This is a genomic window from Rhodovulum sp. 12E13, assembly GCF_003340565.1.
Classification (GTDB): Bacteria; Pseudomonadota; Alphaproteobacteria; order Rhodobacterales; family Rhodobacteraceae; genus HLUCCA09.
Genome location: NZ_QPLK01000034.1, coordinates 1 through 23,728, shown reverse-complemented (window position 1 = coordinate 23,728; position 23,728 = coordinate 1). Strand labels below are relative to the sequence as shown.

Below are 23,728 nucleotides of genomic sequence, written 5' to 3'. Positions count from 1 at the left end.
CCTGAAGGGCGCGAACCAGTTGCCAAAGGTCGTCGAGGGCGTCACGTTCAACGACGGCGTCGCCGCACGTGACACCGAAACCCGCGCCGCCTGATCAGGCCGTGTCACCCAAAATCGGGCATAGCTCTCTACACGCCGGGCGACTACATGGACGCCGTCAACGGCCCTGGACTCGCGCGCTACGCTTCTGCAGAGATGATGGACCACGGGAAGGGCATCGAATACGAGCTCGCCGCGTTCCCCGTCGATGCCTGCACGCGTCCCGAGGCCATCCAGCGGATTTCCGCGACGGTCGCTGCGGACATCTGATCCGGCCCACCCGACCCCTGACCAAGGCCCCGCCCCCAACCGGGGCGGGGCTTTTCCGTAGGAGCGCCCCGTGAAGCTCAACACCGCCCGCCACTTCTCCCGCATCCTGGGCCGCCCGGCGACATACACGGCGCCGGAGGGCGGCGCGGTGAGCGTGCGGGCCAAGATCGAAGACGCGGACGCGGCCCTTCGCATGGCGGGTCAAATGGAGATGGTCACGCACGACGCGGTGGCCTTTGTCGCGGCAGATGTCGCCCCCGAGCGCGGTGGCGAGATCCAGCAGGACGGCAGCACATACCGCGTTGACGGAATCCAGGACGCGAAGAGCCCCGGCATGCTCCGACTGGACCTGACCAGGCTGAGCGGCTCCGGCGTAGACCGCTGGGACTTCTCGCGCGGCGTCAGGCTGATGAACACGGAACCGGTCGAGTGGCATGGCCATACGATCGGGGCCCACGTGAACAACCAGGGCGTCCACTTCGAAGACCAGGGATACGGCGTGCCTGTCGAGACCGTGCGCACGGTGGTCCTTCTCGCGGTCCAGGATGACCCGGGTATCTCCGTGGGAGACACGCTGACCGTCCGGGGTGAGGCGCGAACCGTCGTGAAGGTGATGCGGACCGGCGCAAACACCATCCGGGTGGTGCTGTGATGGCGGGCTTCGAGGGCATGGAAGACCTGCGCCTTGGGGAGAGCATCGAGCGCTCGGTTCGAAAGGCCGAGAAGAAGGTCGGCAAGAAGATCGGGCGCAAGTTCACGAGCCTGCGCAAGCGCCGTCTCGGGAAAGCATCCCGGCGCCGGAAGGCCGGCGTCCGCTATGTCGTCGGGAAAGACGGCACGCTCGTGCTGCTGGACCTCGCGCCGATGGCATACGCTCGGGAGTTCGGCGCCGTGATCCGTCCCCAAGATCGCCCCGAGCTTCTCGTTCGCACGGGCGAGCCCCTCCAGCCCGGCGAGAAGCCGGCTCGCCGCGGCGACTATCTTCTCGCCACCCGGCGCGGCGGGCGACCCCGTCTTCTCGGCGTCTACAAGACGGAAGTGCGGGTCGATCGCGTTTCCGCAGGGCGCCGTTTCTTCAATCAGGCCGAGCCCTTCTTCGACGACTACGTGAAGGCGATCGCCGAAGAGCCGATCGACATCTGAGGTGCATAATGGACCGTTCTGAACAGATCCTCCAAGAGATCGTTTCGATCTGCGAAGGCCTCGGCGTGCCCGTCGATCTCGACCGCGTGCAGCCGGTTGACGACTCCGAGTGCCCGCGTTTCGTCGTCCGCACAGGCGAGGAGCAACTCGATCCCCCGGAGGGCGCGCGGCCCGAAACGGTCGGAAGGCGCTGGATGATGCTCCCCCAGGTGGAGTTCTACAACGCCGGATCGGATCCGGCCGCTCTGCGCACCACCAACGTTCAAATGTGGTCGAATTTCCGCGCCGCGTTCTTCCAGTCGCCGGTTCTGGAAATGCTCTCGCACGGGACGCTCCCCGCGATCGAGCGGAATATGACCAGCCCAAGCCAGCACCCGAACGTCTCGGGCTTTTTCATCGACCTCGCCTTGACCTTCGACCGGCGCGACTGACGCGCCGGGGCCACATCTCCCCTTTGACAGACATCCAGGAGCCGCCCCATGAGCTTTCTTCCGAACGGCGACAACGCCACCGTCCTGACCGGCTACCTCTATGGCCGCAAGCCCAGCGAAACGCGCCCCTCGAGCTTCGGTCTGGTCCGGACCTTCACTTACACGCCGGAGGTCGAAGAGGCCGAGCTGGAGAACAACAACTCGGGAGTTAACGCGCTCATCAAGACGCGGTCGCGCACCGTGGGAGCGACGGTGTCTCTCGTCCTGGACGAGCTGACGGCGCGCAACCTCGCCATGGCACTGATGGCAGAGGAAGCCGATCTGACGCAGACCGGCGAAACCGGCATCTCGATCTCGGAGTCCAACATCGTGGCCGGCCAGATCACACGACTCTCCGGTCGGAATGTGTCGAACCTCTCCCTTCAGGACGATCAGGCCAACACCCTCGTCGAGGGACAGCACTACCGGCTCGAGTCCACGCCCGGCTATATCCGCTGGCTCGTCGACCTGCCTTCCGTCACCGGAACTTGTGACACCGGCAGCGTCGACGCGACGGCCAACATGACGACCCTTTCGCTGCTGCAGCGCGTTCAGGGCACCGAGGTCTTTCTGACGCTCATCCCCACGAACGAAGGGCCTCAGACCGTCGTCGAGGATGTCCTCGTCCAGCTGCGCCCGTCCGGCGCCATTTCCTTCACAGAGCAGGGCTCGGACTTCCAATCCCTGGAGCTTGAAGGAAAGGCGCTCCGCAATCTGGCCGACGACCAGCATCCCTTTGGCCGGGTCATTCACCTCCCGCCTGCCTGATCCTTTCCTGTCTGTCCCTGTCCTGGGCCGCCTTCGGGCGGCCCTTTTCTTTCTGTGCAGCGCGGCCCGCGCCGCCGGGCCACATTTCCTCTGAAATGGCAGGAGACACACAGACATGAGCCTTCTCGACCTCGTCCCCCAGTCGCGAACGCTGGATATGCCCGGCGGAACGGTGGAGGTCCATCCTCTCCGCGTCCGTCGCATCCTGGAGATCGTGGCGCGACACACGAGCATCGCGCAGCGCCTGCGCTCCATGCCCCGTGACGAGCGCGTCGGCGCGATCCGCGAGGCGGTCCTTTCCGCAGGTCCCGACGCCCTGGACGACATTCTGGACGCCGCGACCCGATCCGAGCCGGGCACGGCGGCGCAGGCCGCGCTTTCGGCGGCCGATGAGGCGGAGATCGTGGCCGCCGTTCTCGACCTCTCGCTGCCTGCGGACCGCCTGGGAAACCTCATGGCCGAGGGAGAGCGCTGGGCGGAGGCCCTCGGCCTGGACTCGACGCCCTCCTCGACGCCTGGGCAGCCGCCCTCGACTTCCTGAGGGACAACGGCGTGGAGGACCCGCTGGACCTCACGCCGCGACAAGCATTCGCCGAGCTGCGCCTCGCCGACAAACGGCACAAGAGGCGGCTCTTGGAGGACTACACGATCAGCCGCGCGGCCCAGCATGCGGACAAGAACGCGGACAACAAGCTGAGAAAGGCACTCGGTGGCTAAGGGCTCGAAAATCCTGCGACTTCTCTTCGACGCGGACACCCGTGACGCGCTGAAGTCGGTTGTCGGCCTGGAAGAGGGCCTCGAGTCCGCGTCCCGCCAGGCGGCTGACGCGCAGGACAAGCTCTCCGGGGTTGGCGAAGGCGTGAAAGAAGACACGCAGGACGCTGACAAGGCCATGCGGCGCCTCGGAATAACCTCCGAGTCCGCCGCGAAAGCTCAGATCGAACAACTCGAGGCCGCCGTCGAGACGGTCAAGCAGGCGGCAAAGGAAGGCCGGGCGACCGAGGGCGACGTCATTCGGGCGCAGGAGCGTCTCGCGCAGAAGACGGAGCGGTGGTCGCGCCTGACTGCAACGAGCGTCGAGCGCGGTTGGCTGGACCCCCTGCGCCGCGCCGAAGACCGTTTGAACCGTTTCTCCGCGCGGCTCCGCTCAATCGGCGCCGGAGCGGCCCGGCTCGGGGGCGCGGCTCTCGCCGGTGCAGGTGTTGCGGGCGGTCTCGCTTTCCGCTCCATCCAATCCGCCGCAGAGGCTGACGACGCGCTCTTCAAGCTGTCGGAGCGCACCGGTGTCGCGCTGGAACTCCTGACCGGATACAGCCTCGCCGCGGAGCAGGCCGACCTCTCGACCGAGCAGCTTTCGAAGGCTTTCCGGAAGCTCCGTGAAGCCATCGAGAGGGACGAGGAAATGGTTCGGTCCTTCGGTCTTGAGACGCGCAACGCAAACGGGGAACTCAAGAGCCAGGCTACGCTCTTCGAGGAGGCGATCGCGCTCCTGCAGGGCATGGACTCCGAATACGAAAAACTTACGGTCGCAGGCGAGCTTTTCGGTCGGAGAACCGGTCCCGAGATGGCCACGCTCATAAACGTCGGCGTGGACGGCATCCGTCAATACAAGGATCTCGCCGCCGAATTGGGTGTCGAACTTGACGAGGGCGTGGGGCGGTCCGCGATCCGGTTCAACGACAATCTCGACAGCCTTTTCCGCTCTGTCGAGGCCGTGCGTCGACAGGCTTCCCGTCCCTTCTATGACGCTTTCGCGGACGCTTTCGAGCAGGTGACCGCCGTGGTTGTCGAGAACCGCAACGCGCTGGTGGAGTTCGCGGGCGTCATGGCTGAGCGCGTTCTTTCTGTCGTCGAGGATTTCGTCGCGCTGATCGAGGGCCGCCGGGGCGATGTGCAGAACGCATGGCTCATCCAGCTTGTGGATTTCGCGCAAGTCCTGGGGCGTGTGCTTGTCGACATCGTCATTCCGGCCATCACCGAGATCCTGCGCCGCCTCGAGCAACTCGGCCCGCGCTGGGGAAAGATCGCCGCCGGTGCGCTGATCATCGGCGGCGCCATCGGCCCGCTGGTGACCGCCTTCATCGCGATTGCTGGCTCGGTCGGGGCGATCGCCGCGAAGCTGGGTGCTGGCGGCGCCATTGTCGCGGGCATCAAAGTTCTCGCGGCAGGGGTCGCGGGTATCATCGGCACGATCGGTCTCATTCCCACGCTCATCGCCGCTGGCGTCATCGCGGCCGGTGCGGCGATCTACAAGTGGTGGGACGAGATCGTCGCATTCTTCAAGGGTGCCGCGGATGATGTGAAAGAGGCCTTTTCCAGCGCGGTCACGGAGCCGCTTCGGAAGGCGCTGGGCTATGCGAAGGAGGTCGCGAAGGTATTGACGCCTCTGGGTCCGGCGCTGGGTCTTCTCGACGCGGCCCGTGGCCAGAACCCTCTGCCGCAGCTGCCTGGCTTTGCCGCCGGCGTCATAGGCATCGACGGCCCCGGCACCGGCACATCCGACAGCATCCTGGCGCGCCTGTCGCGCGGCGAGAGCGTCATCACGGCGCGGGCGACCAATTTCTGGGGCGAGGACTTCCTGTCCGCGGTCAACGCAATGGTCATGCCCCCGGCATTCGGCGCGATCCCTGCGGCACTGGTGGAAGCCGGGCCCCGGCAAGGAGGCACAGTGGTCCTTCCGATCCAGGGTCCCGACGGCGTCTATGAGGGCACCTTCGATCTCGACACGGCCGAACGCCTTACGCGCGACATGCGCCGGCGCGCGACGACGAAGAGCATCCGGTCGCCGTCCTTCATGCGTCGGAGGTATTGATGAGCATCCCGGAGACATATCTGCGCCTGATCCGCCAGCCTTCGGGCGAGGAGATTCCCTTCCCGGACAACTCGGCGACGTATGTCGACGTCGACCTGTCTCCGATTTCTGAGGCGGCGCAGCTGGCGCGCGATGTGAACGGGAACTTGGTCGACCTGGGCGACAACCGCTTCCGGAAATACGCCTTGACGCTCTCCTGTTCTGGCAACGTCCAGCTGCCGGGGGTGCTGAATCTCTGGCCGGGGATGCAGTTCGCGGTCGAGCTGCCGACGGTGCTCCGTGAGCCGGGCACTGCGCCGTCGCGTGAGGCCGTGGAAGGCACCGTGCGCACCGTCGGCGGGTATGTCGAATACCGGCCTCGTCTGTCTGTCCGTCTGACGCGGAACTCCCTGCAAGAGACCGAATTCAGGGGTCGGTCGTCCGGGTGGTCGCTGTCGTTCGAGGAGATCGATGCGGTCTTCGATGACGTGCCCCCCCTTCCCGACGAGCTCGTCGAGGCGACCGGCGGGACGGTGACGGACTATACCGATGACGAGGGGCGCAAGTGGCGGGAGCATGACTTCACGTCGAGTGACGCTTTTGTCGTTTCTGCCGCGGGTGAGATTGAGTTCTTCGTCAATTCCGGCGGCGGCGGCAGCGGGCTTGGTGGAGGGGGCGGTGGCGCCGGGGGCACGTTCCGCGGAACTGTCAGGATCCCTGTGGGCTCGCATTCGGTTGTTGTCGGTGGCCCTGGATCGGGCGGTGGAAATGCGTCGCACGCCGACAGACATGGTCGCCGTGGTTCGCCATCCTCCTTTTTCGGAATCTCGCCCCAAGGCGGCGGCGGTGGTGTGGGGTCGTCGACTGACCCTTCCACTGTCCAGTCTGACGGCGGTTCCGGTGGGGGTGCATGTCACCGTCCATACGATGGTCTTTCCGGCCCTCCAGGGACTGGGGAGGCCTACCGCGGAAATCCGGGCGGCGATGTCGAGCGTGTCACCGGATATGGGGCCGCGGGCGGTGGCGGCGGAGCGGAAGCGCCGGGAGGACTTGGAACTGCGCCCGTAGGAGCTCCACAGCCGTCCGGCGGCCCTGGCGGAGACGGTGGTGGTGGTGTCTCTTTTCCGACCGCATCCGGAGAGCTGGAGCTTGCGGGCGGCGGTGGAGCTTTCGGGGATCCGGGCGGCGCTTCTTCGCACGGCGGCGGTGCAGGAGTGTCAAGCGGCGCCGGGAACCCCGGTCAACAGAACACTGGAGGCGGCGGTGGCGGAGGTATCCCCGGCGCCAACGGCGGCTCCGGCCGCGTCATCATCCGCTACCGCATCGCGTGAGGCACTGACATGGCATACTTCGCAGAACTTGACTCCACATCCCGCGTCCTCCGCGTTGTCGCCGTGCCCGACGACCAGGAGCACCGCGGCGAGGCGTTCCTGCGCGACGACCTCGGGCTCGTCGGGACCTGGGTGCAGACGTCTTACAATGCCAGCATCCGCGGGAAATTCGCCGGCATCGGCGATCTATACGACCCCGACCTCGACGTCTTCGCGCCCCCGAAGCCCGGCCCCGGCTGGACCCTCGAAGCCAGCGGAACCTGGTCTCCCCCGCCCCAGCCCGCGGGCACGGGCTGGACGCTCCCCGAAGGGGCGATCGCGTGGAACCTCGACGTCAACGCCGCCGACGAAACAGCCCTCGATGAGCTCGAAGGCATCGGCCCGACACTCGCCGCCGCGATTGTCTCGGAGCGCACCGCCGGAGGCCCGTTCGCAGATCTCGCCGACCTCGCCGCGCGCGTGGACGGCATCTCGTCGGATACCACCGAAACCTGGCCCGCCTTCGCCGGATAACCCATGCTCTACTTCGCCCTTACATCCACCCCCGAGCCCTTCGACGCAGCCTCCCACAGCCGCGTGGACCTGGACGTCCTCGAACTCTCGATCGACCAAGCGGAGACGGGCTACGCCCGCGCGGACCTTCTCCTGCGCAACCCTCGCGCCGCAATCGACGGGCGGTGGTTGCACATATCCGAGGATGGTCGCCACCTTTTCCACGGCGAGGTCGCCGTCGCGCCGCGCGGCACGGTAGAGGCGGTTTATCGCGTCGAAGCCCTGGCCCGGCCCGATGACGCGGAGGCGCAGAAGGCCGCTCTTGCGGAGAGCCTGAAAACCCCGCCGGGATGGGACCCGCTTTTCTCCGAAGAGGACGACCTCGCCGAGGTCCTGTCCGGCCATGGCCTCGTTCCAGCGTGGAGCCGGACGACCAACCAGCTCACCGCCGTCGACCCGCTGGGTGGCGCCCAGAGCCTCACCATCACCCCCCTGCAGGGCACCCTCGATGTCGAAGCCGACGACCCGGCGCCGGCGTCCGCGAGAATGACGCTCGAGGTGCAGTGGAAGCAGCAGAACCTCGTCCAGCACCGCCTCGGAAGCCGCCTCGGCCGCATCGAGACGCTGACCTGGCGCGGGCTGGAGTCCGACTGGCCCAGCGAGGGCGCTTCTCTTGGGTCGGGCTACCGGGTGTCCCGGTCTTCTCTGACTGAACGGGAAGACGAGCGCGAAGCGCTTACATCCGACTACCCGCTCGGCGTCCTGGCAATCGACCCCGCCTGGGATCTCGCGAGCACCGACCTCGGGCAGAACGATCCGCGCCCGGCGGAACGGCGCGTCTATGAAGCGGAACTGGACCTCGACCACCGCTTCGAGGTGAAGCGCCGTGAGACCGCGACGGTCACGCTCACCGCAGGTATCCAGCCCGTCGTCCGATCCGACGCGGAAGAGTCCGAGACGATCCGCCTGCGCGACATCGCGGAACGCGCCAACGCCCCGGCGTGGTCGCCGGAAGCGGCCTACGCCCAGGGCGACCAGGTCATCGACGGCGGCAGGGTCCTCGAGGCCCGCCGGGACCACTTTTCTGGTCAATCCCTCGACCCGGCGGACTGGCGCGCGATCGGGGAGTCGGCCTACATCTCTTCGCGTCGGATTGGATCCTTCTTCAAGACCGCCCGCGGTCAAGCCGCCCTCGCGCACGCGGTCGAGCGGCTCCGGGCGCGCCTGCGCTTTGCGGCCCGGTCTGTCCTCGTCTCGTGCGAGTGCGCCATGCCGGATCTGGACGCGCTCACGCACGATGCCCAGGCCACGATAGAAGACCCGAATCTGATCGGGGGAAGCGCGACCGGACGGGTTGTCGAATACTCGCTGAATTGGGTCCAAGGCCGCCGCTACGCGACCGTCACGATCGCCTGCGCGGCCGGAACCGGCACGGGCTCCACGGTGACGGTGGGCGAACCCACCGGCGCAACGCCGGTCGCCTCTTCGCGGGTCGCTGTCACCGTCGAGAACACCGCAGAGCAGCAGCTCCCGGCATACAACTCAGGGTCCGAGGTGCCGGAAACGGTCGTGCGCATCGAGCCGCAGCCCGCTCCGGCGGCGGATTTCGAGCAGACCGTGGCGGTGCCTATCTCCGGTGAAGTGAGCATCCCCCAGCAGGTGGTTCTGGTATGAGCCTCGAGCGCAAGATCCTCGCCGACGCCCCGGCTCCCAACACGGGCCATGCGGCCGACGCGCCGCCGGAGGCAGAAAAGCCTTCCGGCCTCGAGATCCGGGGTGGTGCAGCATACGCAACGCGCGAGCCGCATGTCGTCGAAGCCGGGCAGGTCATCCGGCACCAGGATGAGCATACGGCCCTGCTGCGCACGGCGATCTACCGCCAGGATGACGGCGCGATCGACCCCGGTCGCTCATCCCGCTGGATGATCCGTGCCACGGGAGATCTGACGATCGCCCTGGCAAAGACGCCGGCGGTTCCCGCTTCGCAGATCCACCCCTCCGGACTGGTCCGGCGCCGGGAGGCTGACGTGGAGGTCGTCGTCTACTACGCGGCTGATGTCACCGTGACCTGGCCGGTCAATATCGTCTGGGGCGGCGCTGGGCAGCCCGCGAATCCGCGGCCGTCCGGGACCTCCGACCGCGTGACCCTTCGTTACAACGAAAGAACCGGGGAATGGTGGGCGTTCGCAACCCACACGGAGGTCGTCTCGGCGGACCCGCTGAACCCGGCCCCGGACCCGACTGAACCGGCTCCCGAGCCGGACGACCCCAGCGACGACGGTGCGCCGCCGGGCGGCGACACAGACCACGACTACACGAACCCGGACAACGGCGACCCAATGACCCCGGTCCAGCCGCCGGATGAAGTCCCCGGCGCGCCTGGGGCGACCGGGACTCTTGTCGCTCTTCACGACGCGGCCGTGTCTGTTTCGGGCAATATCGGGCACACGTGGCGGGTCTATCCTGGGCCAGCCAGTGCGGCAGGCATGTCTGCGCTTCGAGGGCAGGGAGTCGTTGTCCGCGACAGCCTCGGCGCTGCATGGGAGACCTTCGATTTCGCGACTTGGGAGCAGCTTTCCTTTACCGAGCAGATCGAGACGGAACTGCCTCTCCTGAACGGGGGCTTCGAGCTGGGCAATCTGGCGATGTGGACCGTCGCATCAGAAAATGCCCCGCTCCCCACCGACATAACCGTGCCGCAGCCGCGCGAGGGTAGGTGGATGCTCGGGCCCGACTTCAACGCAGCGACGCCGGATTACGAGGTGCGGCAGGATGTCGAGCTGCCGAACGTCGCCGTAGGCGACGTGACTGTCCGCGGCTGGGCCTTCGTGCTGAGCGGCGGGACGGCGGAGCTTGAAGTCAGGAGCGACTGGGACGGGCAGACGTGGCAACCGGCGCCGGGGCAGACGCTGCCGCCCATGCGCGAGCAGTCTGTGTTTCCCTACAGCGTTTCTGACAGCCTGGACTCGTGGAGCATCGAGGGACCGGTGCAGCACCTCGGCGCGCTGACGTATTTCGAAGCGCGCGTGCGGTGGCAGGATCTGATCGGGACGGACCTCGACAAACCCGTCACCGAGAGCATCGAGATCCGGTTCTCGGACTCCGAAGGTCAGGGTTCGTGGCAAGGGGCGGTGAGCGGCAATTACGGCAACACGTCGAGCGCCAGCACGGCGCGAAACAGGCTCGTCTACATCGACTTCGACGCGAGAGCGACGGCACAGCAAGTCGACATCACGCTCACGAACGGCGCCCGCCCGGGCGAGACCGTGACCGTCCGCATCCCGGCGGGGTGGGGCCTGCCTTACAACCGCGAGGAGTCGACCAGCAGCCAGATCTTGCTAACCGGCCGCGAAGGCTCATCACAAGACGACGACCCCTTCTACCCCTACACCCTCGGAACCGATCCTTCCGGCTTCTCCGTCACCGATACCGTGACGGCCAGCAACCAGTGGACGCCTGTTTCCCTGACCTTCCCCCGCACCGTCGGCTCCCCGATCACCGTCATCCTTCGCGGGTCCGCCGAGGCCGTGTTCTGGGACGAGGTCTCGGCCTCGATCGTGGAGACGCGCACCGAAGAAGTGACCGCCGTCGCGCGCGACCTGGTCAACCGGCGTCACCTTCTCTGCACAAGCGAAAGCATTCACGCCCGCGCGGACGCGACCACGGCATACCTCGCCCCCTCACCCTTCGCCGCCACCCTCGCCGCGGCTCACGGTGACACGATCGTCCTTGCCGACGCGACCCAGGTCGCAGTCTCAACCGACGGCGGACAGGCATTCGCGACCCACGCCCTAACCGGGGCCGCCCAGGTTTTCGCGCACCCGGCCCCGGCGGTCATGCTGAGCAACGGCCAGGTCGGCACCGTCGACCCGACGGCCGGCTTCTCCGCGACCGCGACACTCCCCGCCGGAACATGGCTCTACTGGGACGCCCGTGCGCAACGGTGGCGCGCGACGGCGCCGGACGGCGCTGGGCAGGTCTCCACCGACCTGGTGACGTGGACAGCCATCGGCGCAATGCCCGTGTCTGCCACAGCGCCCGACCGGCGCGCCCTCGCGACAGACAGTGGACGAAAAATCGGGTGGGCCGATGAGTCCCGAGATCTCTTTCATGCGGAAGCCGGAAACGATTGGCTCGTGTCTATTCCGCTGACAGAGCCGATCCTGGATATCCAAGAAATGAAGTGATCCCCGCGCGATAGAGCGCGGGGAAACGCGCCGGGCCACATCTCCTATTCAAAGCGGGAGGGCCCTAATGAACCGCGCAATTTTCTATGACAGTATCCGGGAATCCCTTTTCTGGGGCCGACTGACGCAAGCGCAAGTGAATGGCATTGAAGGTCTGCTGAACGCCTTCGCGACTCACAGCGACGGCCTGCCCGATACCCTCGCCTACGGGCTCGCCACCGCCTACCACGAGACGGGATCCAGGATGGTCCCGGTCCGCGAGGGCTTCGCACGGACCGACCGAGAGGCGAGGCGGCGGGTGGCCCGCCTCGCCCGTCGGCGCGGCGCGCATTCTGCGGTCGCGCGATATGCGCGGCCGCAGCCCCCGTTCGGGCACGTCTATTACGGCAGGGGCCACGTCCAGCTGACATGGCGTGAGAACTACCGGGACTCGTCCGAAGACGCGGGCCGGGACCTCGTGCGCAACCCCGACGCAATGCTGAATCCCGAGATCTCCGCGAGAGTCCTGTGGCGCGGCCTCCTCGATGGCCGGTGGAATGCGCACGGCCACGGCGTCCGGCATTACCTGGACGCCGGCGATCCTGTCGAGGCGCGCCGGACGGTCAATATCCTCGACAAAGCGGAGACGATCGCTGGCTACCACGGGCGGTTCCTCGAGGCGATCGAGGCCGCGTCGTGAAAGAGGCGGGAACAGACGCCGCCCGCCGCACGGCCGGCCAGGTGGCAGGGGATGTGTCCCGCGATTGGCTTGCGCTCATCGCGACCGGCCTTGGGCTTTCCATCAGCGGCGTGGAATTCCTGGGCGGGATCCTCCTCGCGATCGGGGGCGGCGCTCTCGTCGCGCACGTCCGACGCAAGCAGCACCCGGAGCATGAGCGCTTCGCATGGTGGTTCACGCTCGTGGCCGCAGCGTTTTTCGGCACCCTCGCGGGGCAGGCATCGCCTCACCTCCTGCCCGGCTGGCCTCCCCAGGTCGCGATGGCGCTGGCAGGCATGGCGTCCCGCGCTCTTGTCCTGATTGTCATTGACGCGACCGACGCGGGCGTGACCGAAGCCCCGAACATCATGCGGCGTATCATCGACGCGATCTTCAACCGGCGCGGGCCCGGAGGGGGTGTGTGATGTGGGTCGCGGCTCTGAAGCTGGGTGGCGCGGTGTTCGGGCCAGTAGCGCGTTTCTTCTGGAAGCCCTCGAACAGATACCTCCTGCTGCAAGCGGGGATCGTCGCGGCTGCGGCGTGGGCTTTCTCGTGGCAGCACGACCAGCTCGAAGACGCGCGCGCGGCGGCAGACACCGCGGCCGATCGGGCCGAGGCACAGGAGGCCAGGGCCGACGGACTCGAAAAGACCCTCGAGGCAGAGCGCCGGACGCACGCCCGCGAGATCGAAGCGGTGCGCCAAGCGGTCGAGGAAGAGCGCGCCCGCGCCCAACGCGCCCAGGAGCTTCTGGAGAGGATCCAGGCCGCGCCTCCGGAAGATGACGGACCGATCGCCCCGGTCCTGCGCGACACCCTCGATGCACTGCGCGGAGGTGAGGAATGACGCTGGTCCTGGTTCTCACCGCACACCTGTCTGTCATGTCGAAGCCTGCGGAAATGCCTGACCAGTTGTGGGTCCAGGCCTGCCGCTTTTTCGCGCAATGGGACGGCGTGGAATGCGTCGAGGCACACCGTGCGTAAGACGGTTGCCCTCCTCGCCCTGGCCTTGGCTGCATGCGCGCGCCCGGACCCCGAGGTCATCCGGCTCCCGCCTGAGCGCGTGCTCGTCTCCCCGCCCAGGCTTCTTCTCGAGTGCGCCGACGCGCCGGCAGTGCCTGACGCGGAAACGCAGCGCGCCGTGGCGGAATACCTCGTGCGCCTCGAGTCCGCAGGGGCTGACTGCCGGGACAAGCTCCGTGCCGTGCGCGAATTCATCGAGCGCGAGTCCGCCGATGGATAAGGCCCTGGCTGCCTTCTTCATCGTCGCCGCGGTCTGCCTCGCGACCAGCCACGCCCTCGACTCTCTGCGGACCTTGAACGCCACGCTCACCGGAGCACAGGAGGGGCCCTGACATGCTGCACCCCCGCGCACTCCCGATTTTTTCGCAGGCCCCCTCAATTCTCGGCGTTGCTGACCCGCACGTGTTTCAGAATGAAACGCATGACACGATGGACCGATTTATCGCAATTGGGCGCCTCGCGCTCGATAGAAAACCGGATGTCCTCGTCCTTATGGGAGACGTGGGCGACTTTTTCTTCTGCCGAAAAGACATCGAAGTGATCGACGGCGATCGCGCTTGGGGAGACTGCATGGCATTTAACAGGCTGCTGAAAAACTCTCGCCCCGGAGACACGCTCGAAAATCGGGCGATTTTTCACGATCTCTCGTCGAGCTGGTGGCCGACCGCCGTGCCGGGGATCGGTTTGCTCGACGAGCGAGCGCTATCCAGAACGTTCTTCAGCAGCCTGTTAAGCAAGCCCTGCAGATGATGCTGCGTCCGATCGAAGAGGCAAATAAGAGGCACCGGAAAGCGGGACACAAAGAGCGATGCTACATGCCGCGACTTGTTTTCTGCGAAGGAAATCACGACGCGCGGCCACGGCTTCGAAAAGAAATGAAAGGGCCAGCTTGGGCGGATGTGATGCCTCAAAAGGTTGCGGAAAGTCTGGGTTTCGAGTGGGTTCCTCTCAACGAAACGATCTGGCTGGAAGCGGAGCCGGGCGTTGGCCGGATCGGCTTTTCACACTGGCAGAAAAGCGGGTCGAAGAAACAGGCTGCGGCGATCACAACAATGCAACGCAAGCACAAATCGTATATCGCCGGGCATGAGCCAATCCTGGATCTGCGCTACGATTATGCGGGCGACGGGGAGCGTCTTCTCTTCGGCAAGATCGGGGTGTGTCAGCCGCCGGAGCGTGTGGATCCGGAGGCCGGAGAGTGGTCGGGCGCCGTGTGGTTCTCCTGGGCGGGTGCGGCGGGCGGATGGCTTGCCGCGCCGATCGCGTATGACCAGCTCCTCGAGGCCTACGGCGAGGCCGGCTACGCCCAGGCCCTCCGCACCGCCCGCGCCCAGGCCGCCCGCGATCGGTCGGACGCGGACGCGGCTTTCACATGAAAGCCCCGACTACGGGGTTCGGAGGGGTAGCCCATCTTCCTCGGCCTTTTTCTCACCGAGGAGACCGACATGCCCGCTGCCACCCCTTCCAAGTCCCGCATCCAGAACGCTATTCAAGCCATCCAGGCCGCCGGATTGACGCCGGGTGAGGTCGTCATCGCGCCCGACGGATCGCTCCGCGTCCAGATTGCAGACACGCCCGCTCCTGCTAACGTCCCGAGCCAGAAGACCGGACCGAAGAAGTGGGGCGAGGACCGCCGTGCGGCATAAGTTCCCTGGACTACTGAAAGACAAGACCGCCGCCGGGAGCACCCGGTGGCGGGTCCGGGTCGAGGGCCAGCCGAACAGGAAAATCCGCATCCCGATGGGGCCGGGCGAGCCCGGCTTCCACGAGCACTACTGGGCCGCTCGCGCTGGCGATCAGATCCAGACCGTCAAGCCGAAGACCGCCACGCCCCGCTCGCTCGACGCTCTGGTTGAGCGCTACCTCGACCATCTCGCCGCGAAGGTGGAGCGCGGCCAAGCCTCCCCTCTGACGCTGAAAGGGCACAGGTCGCTCCTTACGCGCGCCCTGGAAGTGACGGACCCCGAGGGCGACCGGATGGGCAGCTTGGATGCAGACATGCCGACGGCGGCGTTCCTGCACATGCGCGATGCGTTCCCCTCCGGCGCTGGGCACAATCTCGTCAAAGCGCTTCGCGCGGCGTATGCCTTCGGCGTCGAGCGCGACCTGGTAGCCAGCGCGGACCCTGTTCGGGCCGTCCGGCGCGAGCACCGGTCAGGAGGCGGGGCTGTGGCGTGGAGCGTCGACGACTTCCGGCGCTTCGTTGCACACCACCGCCCCGGCACGACGGCTCGGCTCTGGCTCATGCTGTCGCTAAATGTCCTGCCCAGGATCGGGGACGTCCCAGGTCTCGGGTGGCAGCATCTCAATGAGGGCATCCTCTTCTACCAGCCCGAAAAGCGAGGCTCGGCGCCCGTGTCGGTGCCGCTGCTGGGGTGGACACGCGAAGAGTTGGAGCGGCACCCAGGCACGAAGGGTGGACCCTTTATCCGCACAGAGTCCGGGAAGCCGTTTCGCTCCCCGGAAGCCCTCCGCAACCGTATCCAGAAATGGACGGCCTCTGCAAAGCTCCCGAAGGGCAGGACGCAGCACGGCGTCCGGAAGGGCGCTGCCGCACTCCTGGTCGCCGCCGGAGCAAATCAATACGAGGTCATGGCCGTGATGGCTCACACGGAAGCGAAAACGAGCGAGATCTACACCAGGAGCGCCGAGCGCGCCCGCCTCGCCGCCGCTGGCATCGCTCGACTCGACAGCCTGAACCTTGAGAAGGTGGACCACGACGACTCCAGCGTGGTCCACATCTCCAATAAAAGTCAATGAAATCAAGGGTGTTTTGCGAATATGGTAGGCCCGGAGGGACTCGAACCCCCAACCAAAGCGTTATGAGCGCTCTGCTCTGACCAATTGAGCTACAGGCCCTCCCAGTCTGCGCTACCCTGCCCCGCGCGCCCCGGTCAAGCCGCCGCGTTGCTGCGCTGCCGCGGCTGGGATAAGCCGCCACGACCGGCGGCCTGCGCGGCGCGCCTTCCCCAGCCCGGTGAGGCAGGATGCACGACGAGCACGAGACCGACAGCGGCGCTGCCCCGACCGCCGGGATGACCTACGCCGGGGCCGGCGTCGACATCCAAGCGGGCGACGCGCTGGTGCGCCGCATCGCTCCCGCCGCCCGCGCCACCGACCGGCCCGGCACGATGTCGGGGCTCGGCGGCTTCGGCGGCCTGTTCGATGTGCGCGCGGCCGGCTTCTCCGACCCGATCCTCGTCGCCGCGACCGACGGGGTCGGCACCAAGCTGCGCATCGCCATCGAGACGGGCCGGCTGCACGGGCTGGGGCAGGACCTCGTGGCGATGTGCGTCAACGACCTGATCTGCCAGGGGGCCGAGCCGCTCTTCTTCCTGGACTACTTCGCCACCGGCCGGCTCGACGTCGACGCGGCGGCCGAGGTGATCGAGGGCGTGGCGGCCGCCTGCGCGCTCGCGGGATGCGCCCTGCTCGGCGGCGAGACGGCCGAGATGCCGGGCCTCTACGCGGCGGGCGATTTCGACCTCGCCGGCTTCGCCGTGGGCGCGATGGAGCGGGGCGCGGCCCTGCCCGCCGGCGTCGCCGAGGGCGATGTCGCGCTCGGCCTCGCCTCAGACGGTGTCCATTCCAACGGCTTCTCGCTGGTGCGCCGCATCGTCGAGGCGGCGGGCCTCGGCTGGGACGACCCCGCCCCCTTCGGCGCGCACGCGCTGGGCGAGGAGCTGCTGACGCCGACCCGGCTCTACACCGCCTCGGTCCTGCCCGCGATCCGGGCGGGGGGCGTGCATGCGGTGGCCCACGTCACCGGCGGCGGCCTCACCGAGAACCTGCCGCGCGTTCTGCCCGAGGGCCTCGGCTGCGAGATCGATCTCGGCGCGTGGGCGCTGCCGCCTGTCTTCGGCTGGCTGGCCGAGGCGGGGCGGCTCGACCGCGCCGAGCTCCTGCGCACGTTCAACGCCGGGATCGGCATGGTCCTGATCGTCGCGCCCGACCGGGCCGAGGCGCTGGCCGCGCTCCTGATGGATGCGGGCGAGCAGGTCACCGCGCTCGGCCGCGTCGCGCCGGGGCCTGGCGTGACCTATACCGGCACTCTCCGCTGAGGCGCGGGCGCATGCGCCGTGTCGCCATCCTCATCTCGGGCACGGGCTCGAACATGGTGCGCCTGGTGGAGGCGCTGAAGGCGGAGGACAGCCCGGGCGACGCGGTCGTCGTGGTCTCGAACGAGCCGGCGGCGGGCGGGCTCGCGCGGGCCAGGGCGCTGGGCGTTCCCGCCCTCGCCGTCGACCACAGGCCCTTCGGCCGCGACCGCGCCGCCTTCGAGGCCGCGCTCGACGCGGCGCTGGCGCCGTTCGCGCCCGACGTGATCTGCCTCGCGGGCTTCATGCGCATCCTGACGGCAGGGTTCGTGTCCCGTTGGGGGGGGCGCCTCCTCAATGTCCACCCCTCGCTGCTGCCCGCGCTCAAGGGGCTCGACACCCATGCCCGCGCCCTCGCGGATGGACACGCGGAGCACGGCTGCACCGTCCACCTCGTGACGCCCGCGCTCGACGACGGCCCCATCCTCGGGCAGGCGCGCGTGCCGGTCGAGCCGGGCGACACCCCCGCAAGCCTCGCCGCCCGCGTTCAGGCGGCCGAGCACCGGCTCTACCCCGCCGTGCTCCTGCGCGTGCTGCGGGGCGAGCAGGCGCCGCTGCTGATGCCCTAGGTTCCCTTCCCCGCGCGCGCCTGCTACGACGGCCCGACCGGCAGGAATACCCCGAGGGAGCCGCGCCCCGCAGATGCGAACCATCACCACGACCGACGACCTCGCCGAGTTCTGCCGCCAGGCCGCAGCCGGCCCTTACGTGACGATCGACACCGAGTTCCTGCGCGAACGCACCTACTGGTCGAAGCTGTGCCTCGTGCAGATGGCCCTGCCCGGCGACGGCGAGGCGGTGCTGGTCGACCCGATCGTGGGCGGCGAGGAGATGTCGCTGCAGCCGCTGTTCGACCTGATGGGCGAGACCGGCACGGTGAAGGTCTTCCACGCCGCGCGGCAGGATCTCGAGATCTTCCACCACGAGGGCGGCGTGCTGCCCGAGCCGCTGTTCGACACGCAGGTCGCGGCGATGGTCTGCGGCTTCGGCGAGCAGGTGGGCTACGAGACGCTCGTGCGAAAGATCGCCAAGGGTGCGGTCGACAAGACCTCGCGCTTCACCGACTGGTCGCGCCGGCCGCTGACGGACGCGCAGAAGGCCTACGCGCTGGCCGACGTGACGCATCTGCGGGTGGTCTACGAGCACCTCGCCGCAGAGCTCGACCGCTCCGGCCGCCGCGGCTGGGTCGAGGAAGAGCTCGACGTTCTGACCGACCCCGCCACCTACGTGATCGAGCCCGAACAGGCATGGCGACGGGTCAAGACGCGCACCAATTCGGGGCGCTTCCTGGCCACCGTGCGCGAGCTGGCCCGCTTCCGGGAGACCTACGCACAGGAGCGCAACGTGCCCCGCAACCGCGTGTTCAAGGACGACGCGCTGCTTGAGCTCGCCTCGACCAAGCCCGCGAGCCTCGCCGATCTGGGCCGCTCGCGGCTCCTGCTGCGCGAGGCGCGGAAGGGGCCGATCGCCGAGGGCATCCTGCAGGCGGTGGCCGACGGGCTGGCCGCCCCGCGCGAGGACTGGCCCGAAGTCGACGACCGGCGCGACCGGCTGCAGGTGAACCCGGCGCTGGCCGACCTCCTGCGCGTGCTGCTCAAGGCCAAGGCCGAGCAGGCGGAGGTGGCGCAGAAGCTGATCGCCTCGGCCGCCGATCTCGATGCCATCGCCGCGGGCGAGCGCGACGCGGCCGCCCTGCGCGGCTGGCGCCACGAGGTCTTCGGCGCCGACGCGCTGCGCCTCTGCGCCGGCGAGATCGCCCTGACCGCACAGGGCACCGAGGTCAGGGTGGTGCCGGTCTGAGAGCGCCGCTCCGGGCGTGAAGAATTTTGAAGGAAAATTCTTGCGGCCCTTCGGGCCGCGGCGCCCGAGGCGACGGGCAGCCCTCAGCGACGGGCGCTGCGCTGGTTGCGGGCGCCGACGACGGTGATGCTGCGTACCGCCGCGAGCGCCTGATCCGTCAGGAACACGCCTGCGCTGATCTCGCGCGAGGCAGGCGTGCCGGAGGGCCGCCGACCGGGCGGCGGCACGGCGACGAAACGGAAGGTCAGCACCCCGTCCTCCGCCACGGGCCGGTCGTCGATGCCCGTCTCGGTAGGCAAAAGCTCGGCGCCGTGAAAGCCCTGCACGGTCGGCAGGCCGATGGCGGTGACCAGCGCGCCCCCCGGCACCCGATCGACCTGCATCGCGACGACCTGGTCGACCAGCGGGCGGGGATCGACCGGTTCGACCTCGTCCTGCGTCGTGGCCGCGACCGGCTCGGAGGTCGAGCCCCCGAACCAGTTGAACGGGTTGAGGCGCGTCCCGCAGGACGCGAGGAACACGAGCGCGGCCATAGCCGCCAGAACCGATCCGCGCATGTCACCCCCGTGCTGCCCTTACCCTCGGGTGCTAGCGCAGCCCTGCCCGCTTGAAAAGGCCGACGGGCACGAGGTGCGGCAGGGCGGGCGGCACCGTCGCGGCCCCGGGGCGCTCCGGGGACTGGACCGCGCGGCGCGCTCCCGCTACCTCTGGCGCCCGACCGACAGAGAGGACTCATGGCCCGGCCCGACTTCGAAGAGCTCGTCGATACCTTCGCCTTCCTCGACGACTGGGAGGAGCGCTATCGCCACGTGATCGACATGGGCCGCGCCCTGCCCCCGCTCGACGAGGCCGAGCGCGTGCCGGCGACCAAGGTCGAGGGCTGCGCGAGCCAGGTCTGGCTGGTGCCCGAGATCGAGGGGGAGGGCACGGCCGCCACCCTGAAGTTCCGCGGCGAGAGCGACGCGATGATCGTCAAGGGGCTGATCGCGGTGCTGCAGACCCTCTACAACGGTCTCACCGTGGCGGAGGCGCGCGATGTCGACGCCCAGGCCGAACTCGCCCGCCTGTCGCTGCACGACCATCTCTCCTCCCAGCGCTCCAACGGCCTCAAGGCGATGGTCGCCCGCATCCAGGAGATCGCCGCCCGCGCCTGAGGCCGCGCCTGGCGGCCTCGTGGGCCAGACGAGGGACCGGCTCGCAGCGCCGATCCCAGCGCCGCTCCTGCGGCTTCTTTCTGTTGCAAATACGCATGGCGCCGCCCTTGCCGCCGCGCGCAAGCCGGGGGCACGCGCGGGTCGGATCGGCCTCAGTGCACGATCTTCTCCTGCTTGACGAACATGTTCGCCCAGGCGCGGTCGATCAGTTCGGGGCTCATCTGGTAGGGGATGCCCTCGAACTCGCAGACCGCCTTGATCTGGTCGATCAGGAAGACCGGCTGATAGTTGGCGTATTCGTGCCCGATCTCGGCGTATTTCACCTTGAGCAGGTGCACCAGCGCATCCTGGTCTAGCGGCACGCCCTTCTTCTTGGCGACCATGGCGAAGATCTTGAGAAAGTCCTCCTGGTTCGGCCCGTCCACCTTGATCTTGAAGAAGATCCGCCGCAGCGCCGCGCGGTCGAAGATCTCGTTGGGGTGGAAGTTGGTGGAGAAGATCACCAGCGTATCGAACGGCACCTCGAACTTCTCGCCCGATTGCAGCGCGAGGATGTCGCGGCTCTCCTCCAGCGGAACGATCCATCGGTTGACGAGCGACTGCGGCGGCTCGGTCTGGCGGCCGAGGTCGTCGACGATGAAGATGCCGCCCGTCGACTTCAGCTGCAGCGGCGCCTGGTAGGTGCGCGCGGTGGGGTTGTAGACGAGGTCGAGCATGTTGAGCGTCAGCTCCCCCCCGGTGATGACCGTCGGCCGCTCGCAATACACGTAGCGGGTATCGTAGCGCCCGGAGGTCCTGCGCAGGCAGGTGGGGTCGTCCTCCTGCTCCTCGGCGGCTGTATGCACGATCGGGTCGTAGACGGTGATCACCTGGCCCGCGTACTCGATGGCGCGGGGAATGTAGATCTTGTCGCCCATCGCGTCGCGGATGCCGTTCGAGATCGACGACTTGCCGTTGCCGGGGGGGCCGTACATCAGGATGGAGCGGCCCGCGCTGACCGCCGGCCCGAGATGGTCGAGCAGCTCGTCGGGCAGGATCAGGTGCCCCATCGCGCCGGTGAGCTGGTCGCGCGTGATCTGGATGTTGCGGATCGACTGGCGCTCGACCTGCTCGGCATAGACCGGCAGCGGCACCGGCATCGCGCCGTAATATTCCGACTGCGAGAGCGCGTCGAGCGCGCGGGCCTTGCCCGAATCGGTGAGCTGGTAGCCCATCTCGCCGGCCGCGTTGGCGTGCAGCGTGCCGGTCGCCTCGATCAGCTTCTGGGTGCGGCCCAGATCGACCAGCTCCTGCGTCACGGGGACAGGCAGGCAGATCGCCCGCGCGAGGTCCGTGACGAGATCGACGTTCTTTCGGAACATCGTCTTGAGAACGATGTCGCGCATCATCACCAGCGGCAGGCGCATCTCTTCCAGCCGCTTCGGGGCGGGCGGCGCCATCACGTTGCTGACGGTCATGTTCATCGGACCGGTGCCTCTCTGGTTCGCTTGTCGCCGTTTCCTTGCCTTTGTGCCGACCGTGCCCGGAAATCGCCACGACTTCCCGCCAGCGTCGGCAAGTGCCGGTGTGACCGGCCATTATGGCCAAAAGAAGGACAATGGGGCGATGATCTTCGGGCAGGGATCCGCGGCGCACGCCGCAGGGAAGACGGCCGCGCGGACCGCCGCGCAGGGGAGGGACAGGCCGGACGGCCTGCTCGGCGCAGTGGCCGGGCAGGCGCGGACAGCCATGGGCCCCGGCAGCGGCGAAGGCGCCGGGATGGGCATCGCGGGTACGGCCCTGTCGGGGCCCGCCGCCCTCGCGGCAGGGCTCCTCGCGATCTGGGCGGCCCTCGCGGTCGTGACGCTGTCGATGGGCGGCCTCACCATCGACATGCACGAGGGCGACGCGCTCCACATGGCGGCGATCGTGCTGCGCATGGCCGAGGGCGAGTGGCCGCATCTCGACTTCATGACCCCGATCGGCGTGGGCGCCATGGCACCGATCGCGGGCTTCGTCTCGGCCGGGGCGGGCGTCGGCCACGCGTTCCTTCTGTCGCAGGCGGCCATCGCCGCGGCCCTTTTGCCGGCGCTCTGGTGGGTGGGTGTCACCCGCCTCGGCGGCGGCCGGCTCGCCCTCGGCTTCGGCGCGCTTGCGATCACGCTGTGCATGGCGCTGGTCTACGGCGGAGCGGACACCGACGTATCGGTATCGATGCATTACAACCGGTGGGCGTGGGCAATCGCGTGGATCCTGCTCGCGGCGCTGCTGGTCCCGGCAGACAGGTCGGCGCCGCGCCTCGACGGTGCGATGATCGGGGCCGGGCTCGGAGCGCTGGCGCTGATCAAGATCACCTATTTCGCGGCCGTCGCCCCCGTCGCGCTGCTGGCCCTCGTGCTGCGCCGGCAGGGACGGGCGCTGGGCTGGGCAGCTGCGACCGGTCTCGGCGTGGCGGGCGTCGTGACGGCCCTCGCGGGCCCGGGCTTCTGGCCGGCCTATCTCGGCGACCTTGCGGCGGTGGCCGCGTCGGAGACGCGCCCCCGGCCCGGCCTCCGGCTTGCCGGTATCCTCGGCGCGCCAACGCATCTGGCCGCGACGCTGACGCTGCTCGGCGCGGTGGTGGTGCTGCGGCGCACGGGGCGCGAGACGGAAGGGCTGATCCTGCTCGCGGCCGCGCCTGGACTGGTGCTGATCACCTGGCAGAACTTCGGCAACGACCCGCAGTGGCTGCCGCTTCTTGCCGTGGCACTGCTCGCGCTTCGGCCCCTGGATCGGGGCGCGCAGGCCTACCTCTCCGTGGCGCTCGTGGCGGGCGCGCTCGCGCTGCCATCCACGGTCAACCTGGCGAGCAGCATCTCGCGCCTCGAGCGCGTCGCGCCGGAAACGAGCGTGCCCTTACTGACGGGACGCCCTGTCCATGCCGACCTGCGCGTGAAGACGGAGCGGCAGGAGACCGTTCTCCAGCGCGAGCCGTCGCCCCGCTTCGCCCCTGACGTCGCTCCGACCTTCTGGGGCACCGAATTGCCGGCGTGCCAGATGGTAGCCGGCGGCACGCGCGTGCTCGCGACGATGGCCGACGAGGTGGCGGCGGCGGGGTTCGCCGGACGCGCCGCCCTTCTCGCAGACCAGATCCAGCCGATCTGGCTGATGGGCGATCTCGGGAGGCTCGAGGGCGGGGCGCCGTGGTATTACGGCGGCCTGCCCGGGCTGGCCTCGGCCGAGATCGTGGTCGTGCCGCTCTGCCCGCTGCGGACGGCGGCCCGAAAGGAAGTGATCGACGCCCTCGCCGCGTCGGGAACGCGCGTGCGCGAGGCCTTCCGCGGGCGGCACGCCATCGTGCTCGAGATCGTGCGCGGCTGAGGAGCTAGGATGCGGACTCATAATGCCTGGCCCAGAGCCTGGAGCAGGCAATCAGGACCGCGGCGAGGTAGTTGGTGGCCGACTTCTCGTAGCGGGTCGCGATCTTTCGGAAATGCTTGAGCTTGTTGAA

The 23,728-nt window shown here is 68.3% G+C and carries 27 protein-coding genes, 1 tRNA gene and 1 pseudogene; 25 read left to right on the top strand and 4 right to left on the bottom strand.

From position 1 onward, the window contains the following. Positions 1-90: 90 nt before the first annotated feature. The 20 genes from DLJ49_RS18785 to DLJ49_RS18700 all read left to right on the top strand — a co-directional run bounded on the left by DLJ49_RS18785 (position 91) and on the right by DLJ49_RS18700 (position 15,968). Positions 91-309 carry a major capsid protein gene (locus tag DLJ49_RS18785; RefSeq protein WP_115395071.1) on the top strand — a complete coding sequence of 73 codons (219 nt, stop codon included), beginning with the start codon at positions 91-93 and terminating at the stop codon, positions 307-309. A 70-nt stretch (positions 310-379) separates the two neighbouring features. Beyond that, positions 380-961 carry a head-tail joining protein gene (locus DLJ49_RS18780; protein ID WP_115395070.1) on the top strand — a complete coding sequence of 194 codons (582 nt, stop codon included), beginning with the start codon at positions 380-382 and terminating at the stop codon, positions 959-961. After that, positions 961-1,452: a hypothetical protein gene (locus tag DLJ49_RS18775; RefSeq protein ID WP_115395069.1), complete on the top strand. Its 492-nt coding sequence runs from the start codon at positions 961-963 to the stop codon at positions 1,450-1,452. The genes DLJ49_RS18780 and DLJ49_RS18775 overlap by 1 nt, the downstream gene beginning before the upstream one ends. A gap of 8 nt (positions 1,453-1,460) precedes the next feature. Then, positions 1,461-1,883: a hypothetical protein gene (locus tag DLJ49_RS18770; RefSeq protein WP_115395068.1), complete on the top strand. Its 423-nt coding sequence runs from the start codon at positions 1,461-1,463 to the stop codon at positions 1,881-1,883. Positions 1,884-1,931: 48 nt separating this feature from the next. Beyond that, complete coding sequence (locus DLJ49_RS18765; RefSeq protein ID WP_115395067.1) at positions 1,932-2,690, top strand: phage tail tube protein; 759 nt, start codon at positions 1,932-1,934, stop codon at positions 2,688-2,690. Between the two features lie 115 nt (positions 2,691-2,805). Beyond that, positions 2,806-3,231, top strand: coding sequence for a hypothetical protein (locus DLJ49_RS18760; protein WP_115395066.1), 426 nt, complete (start codon positions 2,806-2,808; stop codon positions 3,229-3,231). Positions 3,232-3,242: 11 nt separating this feature from the next. After that, on the top strand, positions 3,243-3,407 hold the full coding sequence (locus tag DLJ49_RS21900; RefSeq protein WP_158547512.1) for a hypothetical protein: 165 nt from the start codon (positions 3,243-3,245) through the stop codon (positions 3,405-3,407). Continuing rightward, positions 3,400-5,502 (top strand): hypothetical protein, encoded by a 2,103-nt coding sequence (locus DLJ49_RS18755; RefSeq protein WP_115395065.1) that lies wholly within the window; start codon positions 3,400-3,402, stop codon positions 5,500-5,502. The genes DLJ49_RS21900 and DLJ49_RS18755 overlap by 8 nt, the downstream gene beginning before the upstream one ends. Continuing rightward, on the top strand, positions 5,502-6,812 hold the full coding sequence (locus DLJ49_RS21500; protein ID WP_147277350.1) for a glycine-rich domain-containing protein: 1,311 nt from the start codon (positions 5,502-5,504) through the stop codon (positions 6,810-6,812). Before DLJ49_RS18755 ends, DLJ49_RS21500 begins: the two co-directional genes overlap by 1 nt. A gap of 63 nt (positions 6,813-6,875) precedes the next feature. Beyond that, positions 6,876-7,325, top strand: a complete 450-nt coding sequence (locus tag DLJ49_RS18750) for a ComEA family DNA-binding protein (RefSeq protein WP_199533440.1) — start codon at positions 6,876-6,878, stop codon at positions 7,323-7,325. Positions 7,326-7,328: 3 nt separating this feature from the next. After that, positions 7,329-8,978, top strand: coding sequence for a hypothetical protein (locus tag DLJ49_RS18745; protein ID WP_115395063.1), 1,650 nt, complete (start codon positions 7,329-7,331; stop codon positions 8,976-8,978). Next, on the top strand, positions 8,975-11,491 hold the full coding sequence (locus tag DLJ49_RS18740) for a hypothetical protein (RefSeq protein ID WP_115395062.1): 2,517 nt from the start codon (positions 8,975-8,977) through the stop codon (positions 11,489-11,491). Before DLJ49_RS18745 ends, DLJ49_RS18740 begins: the two co-directional genes overlap by 4 nt. A 67-nt stretch (positions 11,492-11,558) precedes the next feature. Continuing rightward, complete coding sequence (locus DLJ49_RS18735) at positions 11,559-12,170, top strand: glycoside hydrolase family 19 protein (protein ID WP_115395061.1); 612 nt, start codon at positions 11,559-11,561, stop codon at positions 12,168-12,170. Further along, positions 12,167-12,613, top strand: a complete 447-nt coding sequence (locus DLJ49_RS18730; RefSeq protein WP_115395060.1) for a hypothetical protein — start codon at positions 12,167-12,169, stop codon at positions 12,611-12,613. The genes DLJ49_RS18735 and DLJ49_RS18730 overlap by 4 nt, the downstream gene beginning before the upstream one ends. Beyond that, on the top strand, positions 12,613-13,032 hold the full coding sequence (locus tag DLJ49_RS18725) for a hypothetical protein (RefSeq protein ID WP_115395059.1): 420 nt from the start codon (positions 12,613-12,615) through the stop codon (positions 13,030-13,032). Before DLJ49_RS18730 ends, DLJ49_RS18725 begins: the two co-directional genes overlap by 1 nt. After that, positions 13,029-13,169, top strand: a complete 141-nt coding sequence (locus DLJ49_RS21895; RefSeq protein ID WP_158547511.1) for a hypothetical protein — start codon at positions 13,029-13,031, stop codon at positions 13,167-13,169. The genes DLJ49_RS18725 and DLJ49_RS21895 overlap by 4 nt, the downstream gene beginning before the upstream one ends. Positions 13,170-13,541: 372 nt before the next feature. Then, positions 13,542-13,958: a hypothetical protein gene (locus DLJ49_RS18715; protein WP_115395057.1), complete on the top strand. Its 417-nt coding sequence runs from the start codon at positions 13,542-13,544 to the stop codon at positions 13,956-13,958. A 65-nt stretch (positions 13,959-14,023) separates the two neighbouring features. Continuing rightward, positions 14,024-14,584 (top strand): hypothetical protein, encoded by a 561-nt coding sequence (locus tag DLJ49_RS21495; RefSeq protein WP_147277349.1) that lies wholly within the window; start codon positions 14,024-14,026, stop codon positions 14,582-14,584. Positions 14,585-14,653: 69 nt separating this feature from the next. After that, a complete protein-coding gene (locus tag DLJ49_RS18705) occupies positions 14,654-14,854 on the top strand; it encodes a hypothetical protein (RefSeq protein WP_115395055.1) in 201 nt (66 codons plus the stop codon). Next, positions 14,844-15,968: a tyrosine-type recombinase/integrase gene (locus tag DLJ49_RS18700; protein WP_147277348.1), complete on the top strand. Its 1,125-nt coding sequence runs from the start codon at positions 14,844-14,846 to the stop codon at positions 15,966-15,968. The genes DLJ49_RS18705 and DLJ49_RS18700 overlap by 11 nt, the downstream gene beginning before the upstream one ends. A 22-nt stretch (positions 15,969-15,990) precedes the next feature. Here the strand turns inward: DLJ49_RS18700 and DLJ49_RS18695 are convergent. Continuing rightward, positions 15,991-16,067: transfer RNA gene (locus DLJ49_RS18695), tRNA-Ile, on the bottom strand. A 128-nt stretch (positions 16,068-16,195) separates the two neighbouring features. Here DLJ49_RS18695 and purM point away from each other — a divergent pair. From purM to rnd, 3 genes are all read left to right on the top strand, one after another. Continuing rightward, a complete protein-coding gene (purM, locus tag DLJ49_RS18690) occupies positions 16,196-17,269 on the top strand; it encodes a phosphoribosylformylglycinamidine cyclo-ligase (RefSeq protein WP_115395053.1) in 1,074 nt (357 codons plus the stop codon). A gap of 11 nt (positions 17,270-17,280) precedes the next feature. Further along, positions 17,281-17,874 carry a phosphoribosylglycinamide formyltransferase gene (purN, locus tag DLJ49_RS18685; RefSeq protein WP_115395052.1) on the top strand — a complete coding sequence of 198 codons (594 nt, stop codon included), beginning with the start codon at positions 17,281-17,283 and terminating at the stop codon, positions 17,872-17,874. 73 nt (positions 17,875-17,947) lie between these two features. Continuing rightward, positions 17,948-19,105 (top strand): ribonuclease D, encoded by a 1,158-nt coding sequence (rnd, locus tag DLJ49_RS18680; protein ID WP_115395051.1) that lies wholly within the window; start codon positions 17,948-17,950, stop codon positions 19,103-19,105. An 83-nt stretch (positions 19,106-19,188) separates the two neighbouring features. Here rnd and DLJ49_RS18675 read toward each other — a convergent pair whose 3' ends face one another. Continuing rightward, complete coding sequence (locus tag DLJ49_RS18675; protein ID WP_147277347.1) at positions 19,189-19,662, bottom strand: hypothetical protein; 474 nt, start codon at positions 19,660-19,662, stop codon at positions 19,189-19,191. Between the two features lie 177 nt (positions 19,663-19,839). Between DLJ49_RS18675 and DLJ49_RS18670 the strand changes: the two genes are divergently transcribed. After that, complete coding sequence (locus DLJ49_RS18670) at positions 19,840-20,259, top strand: SufE family protein (RefSeq protein WP_115395049.1); 420 nt, start codon at positions 19,840-19,842, stop codon at positions 20,257-20,259. 152 nt (positions 20,260-20,411) lie between these two features. Here DLJ49_RS18670 and DLJ49_RS18665 read toward each other — a convergent pair whose 3' ends face one another. Next, a complete protein-coding gene (locus DLJ49_RS18665) occupies positions 20,412-21,722 on the bottom strand; it encodes an ATPase (RefSeq protein WP_115395048.1) in 1,311 nt (436 codons plus the stop codon). Positions 21,723-22,017: 295 nt separating this feature from the next. Between DLJ49_RS18665 and DLJ49_RS18660 the strand changes: the two genes are divergently transcribed. Beyond that, on the top strand, positions 22,018-23,598 hold the full coding sequence (locus tag DLJ49_RS18660) for a hypothetical protein (protein WP_147277346.1): 1,581 nt from the start codon (positions 22,018-22,020) through the stop codon (positions 23,596-23,598). 4 nt (positions 23,599-23,602) lie between these two features. On the opposite strand, the pseudogene DLJ49_RS22565 reads toward DLJ49_RS18660, so the two are convergent. Next, positions 23,603-23,728: pseudogene (locus DLJ49_RS22565) on the bottom strand (IS5/IS1182 family transposase); the annotation flags it as partial.

Coding starts and splice junctions, on each gene's coding strand:
- DLJ49_RS18725 (WP_115395059.1), top strand. CDS start 12,613: ATGTGGGTCGCGGCTCTGAAGCTGGGTGGCGCGGTGTTCGGGCCAGTA.
- DLJ49_RS18760 (WP_115395066.1), top strand. CDS start 2,806: ATGAGCCTTCTCGACCTCGTCCCCCAGTCGCGAACGCTGGATATGCCC.
- DLJ49_RS18770 (WP_115395068.1), top strand. CDS start 1,461: ATGGACCGTTCTGAACAGATCCTCCAAGAGATCGTTTCGATCTGCGAA.
- DLJ49_RS18765 (WP_115395067.1), top strand. CDS start 1,932: ATGAGCTTTCTTCCGAACGGCGACAACGCCACCGTCCTGACCGGCTAC.
- DLJ49_RS18660 (WP_147277346.1), top strand. CDS start 22,018: ATGGGCATCGCGGGTACGGCCCTGTCGGGGCCCGCCGCCCTCGCGGCA.
- rnd (WP_115395051.1), top strand. CDS start 17,948: ATGCGAACCATCACCACGACCGACGACCTCGCCGAGTTCTGCCGCCAG.
- DLJ49_RS18775 (WP_115395069.1), top strand. CDS start 961: ATGGCGGGCTTCGAGGGCATGGAAGACCTGCGCCTTGGGGAGAGCATC.
- DLJ49_RS18715 (WP_115395057.1), top strand. CDS start 13,542: ATGCTGCACCCCCGCGCACTCCCGATTTTTTCGCAGGCCCCCTCAATT.
- purM (WP_115395053.1), top strand. CDS start 16,196: ATGCACGACGAGCACGAGACCGACAGCGGCGCTGCCCCGACCGCCGGG.
- purN (WP_115395052.1), top strand. CDS start 17,281: ATGCGCCGTGTCGCCATCCTCATCTCGGGCACGGGCTCGAACATGGTG.
- DLJ49_RS18670 (WP_115395049.1), top strand. CDS start 19,840: ATGGCCCGGCCCGACTTCGAAGAGCTCGTCGATACCTTCGCCTTCCTC.
- DLJ49_RS21895 (WP_158547511.1), top strand. CDS start 13,029: ATGACGCTGGTCCTGGTTCTCACCGCACACCTGTCTGTCATGTCGAAG.
- DLJ49_RS18675 (WP_147277347.1), bottom strand. CDS start 19,662: ATGCGCGGATCGGTTCTGGCGGCTATGGCCGCGCTCGTGTTCCTCGCG.
- DLJ49_RS21495 (WP_147277349.1), top strand. CDS start 14,024: ATGCCGCGACTTGTTTTCTGCGAAGGAAATCACGACGCGCGGCCACGG.
- DLJ49_RS18745 (WP_115395063.1), top strand. CDS start 7,329: ATGCTCTACTTCGCCCTTACATCCACCCCCGAGCCCTTCGACGCAGCC.
- DLJ49_RS18665 (WP_115395048.1), bottom strand. CDS start 21,722: ATGAACATGACCGTCAGCAACGTGATGGCGCCGCCCGCCCCGAAGCGG.
- DLJ49_RS21500 (WP_147277350.1), top strand. CDS start 5,502: ATGAGCATCCCGGAGACATATCTGCGCCTGATCCGCCAGCCTTCGGGC.
- DLJ49_RS18705 (WP_115395055.1), top strand. CDS start 14,654: ATGCCCGCTGCCACCCCTTCCAAGTCCCGCATCCAGAACGCTATTCAA.
- DLJ49_RS18735 (WP_115395061.1), top strand. CDS start 11,559: ATGAACCGCGCAATTTTCTATGACAGTATCCGGGAATCCCTTTTCTGG.
- DLJ49_RS18740 (WP_115395062.1), top strand. CDS start 8,975: ATGAGCCTCGAGCGCAAGATCCTCGCCGACGCCCCGGCTCCCAACACG.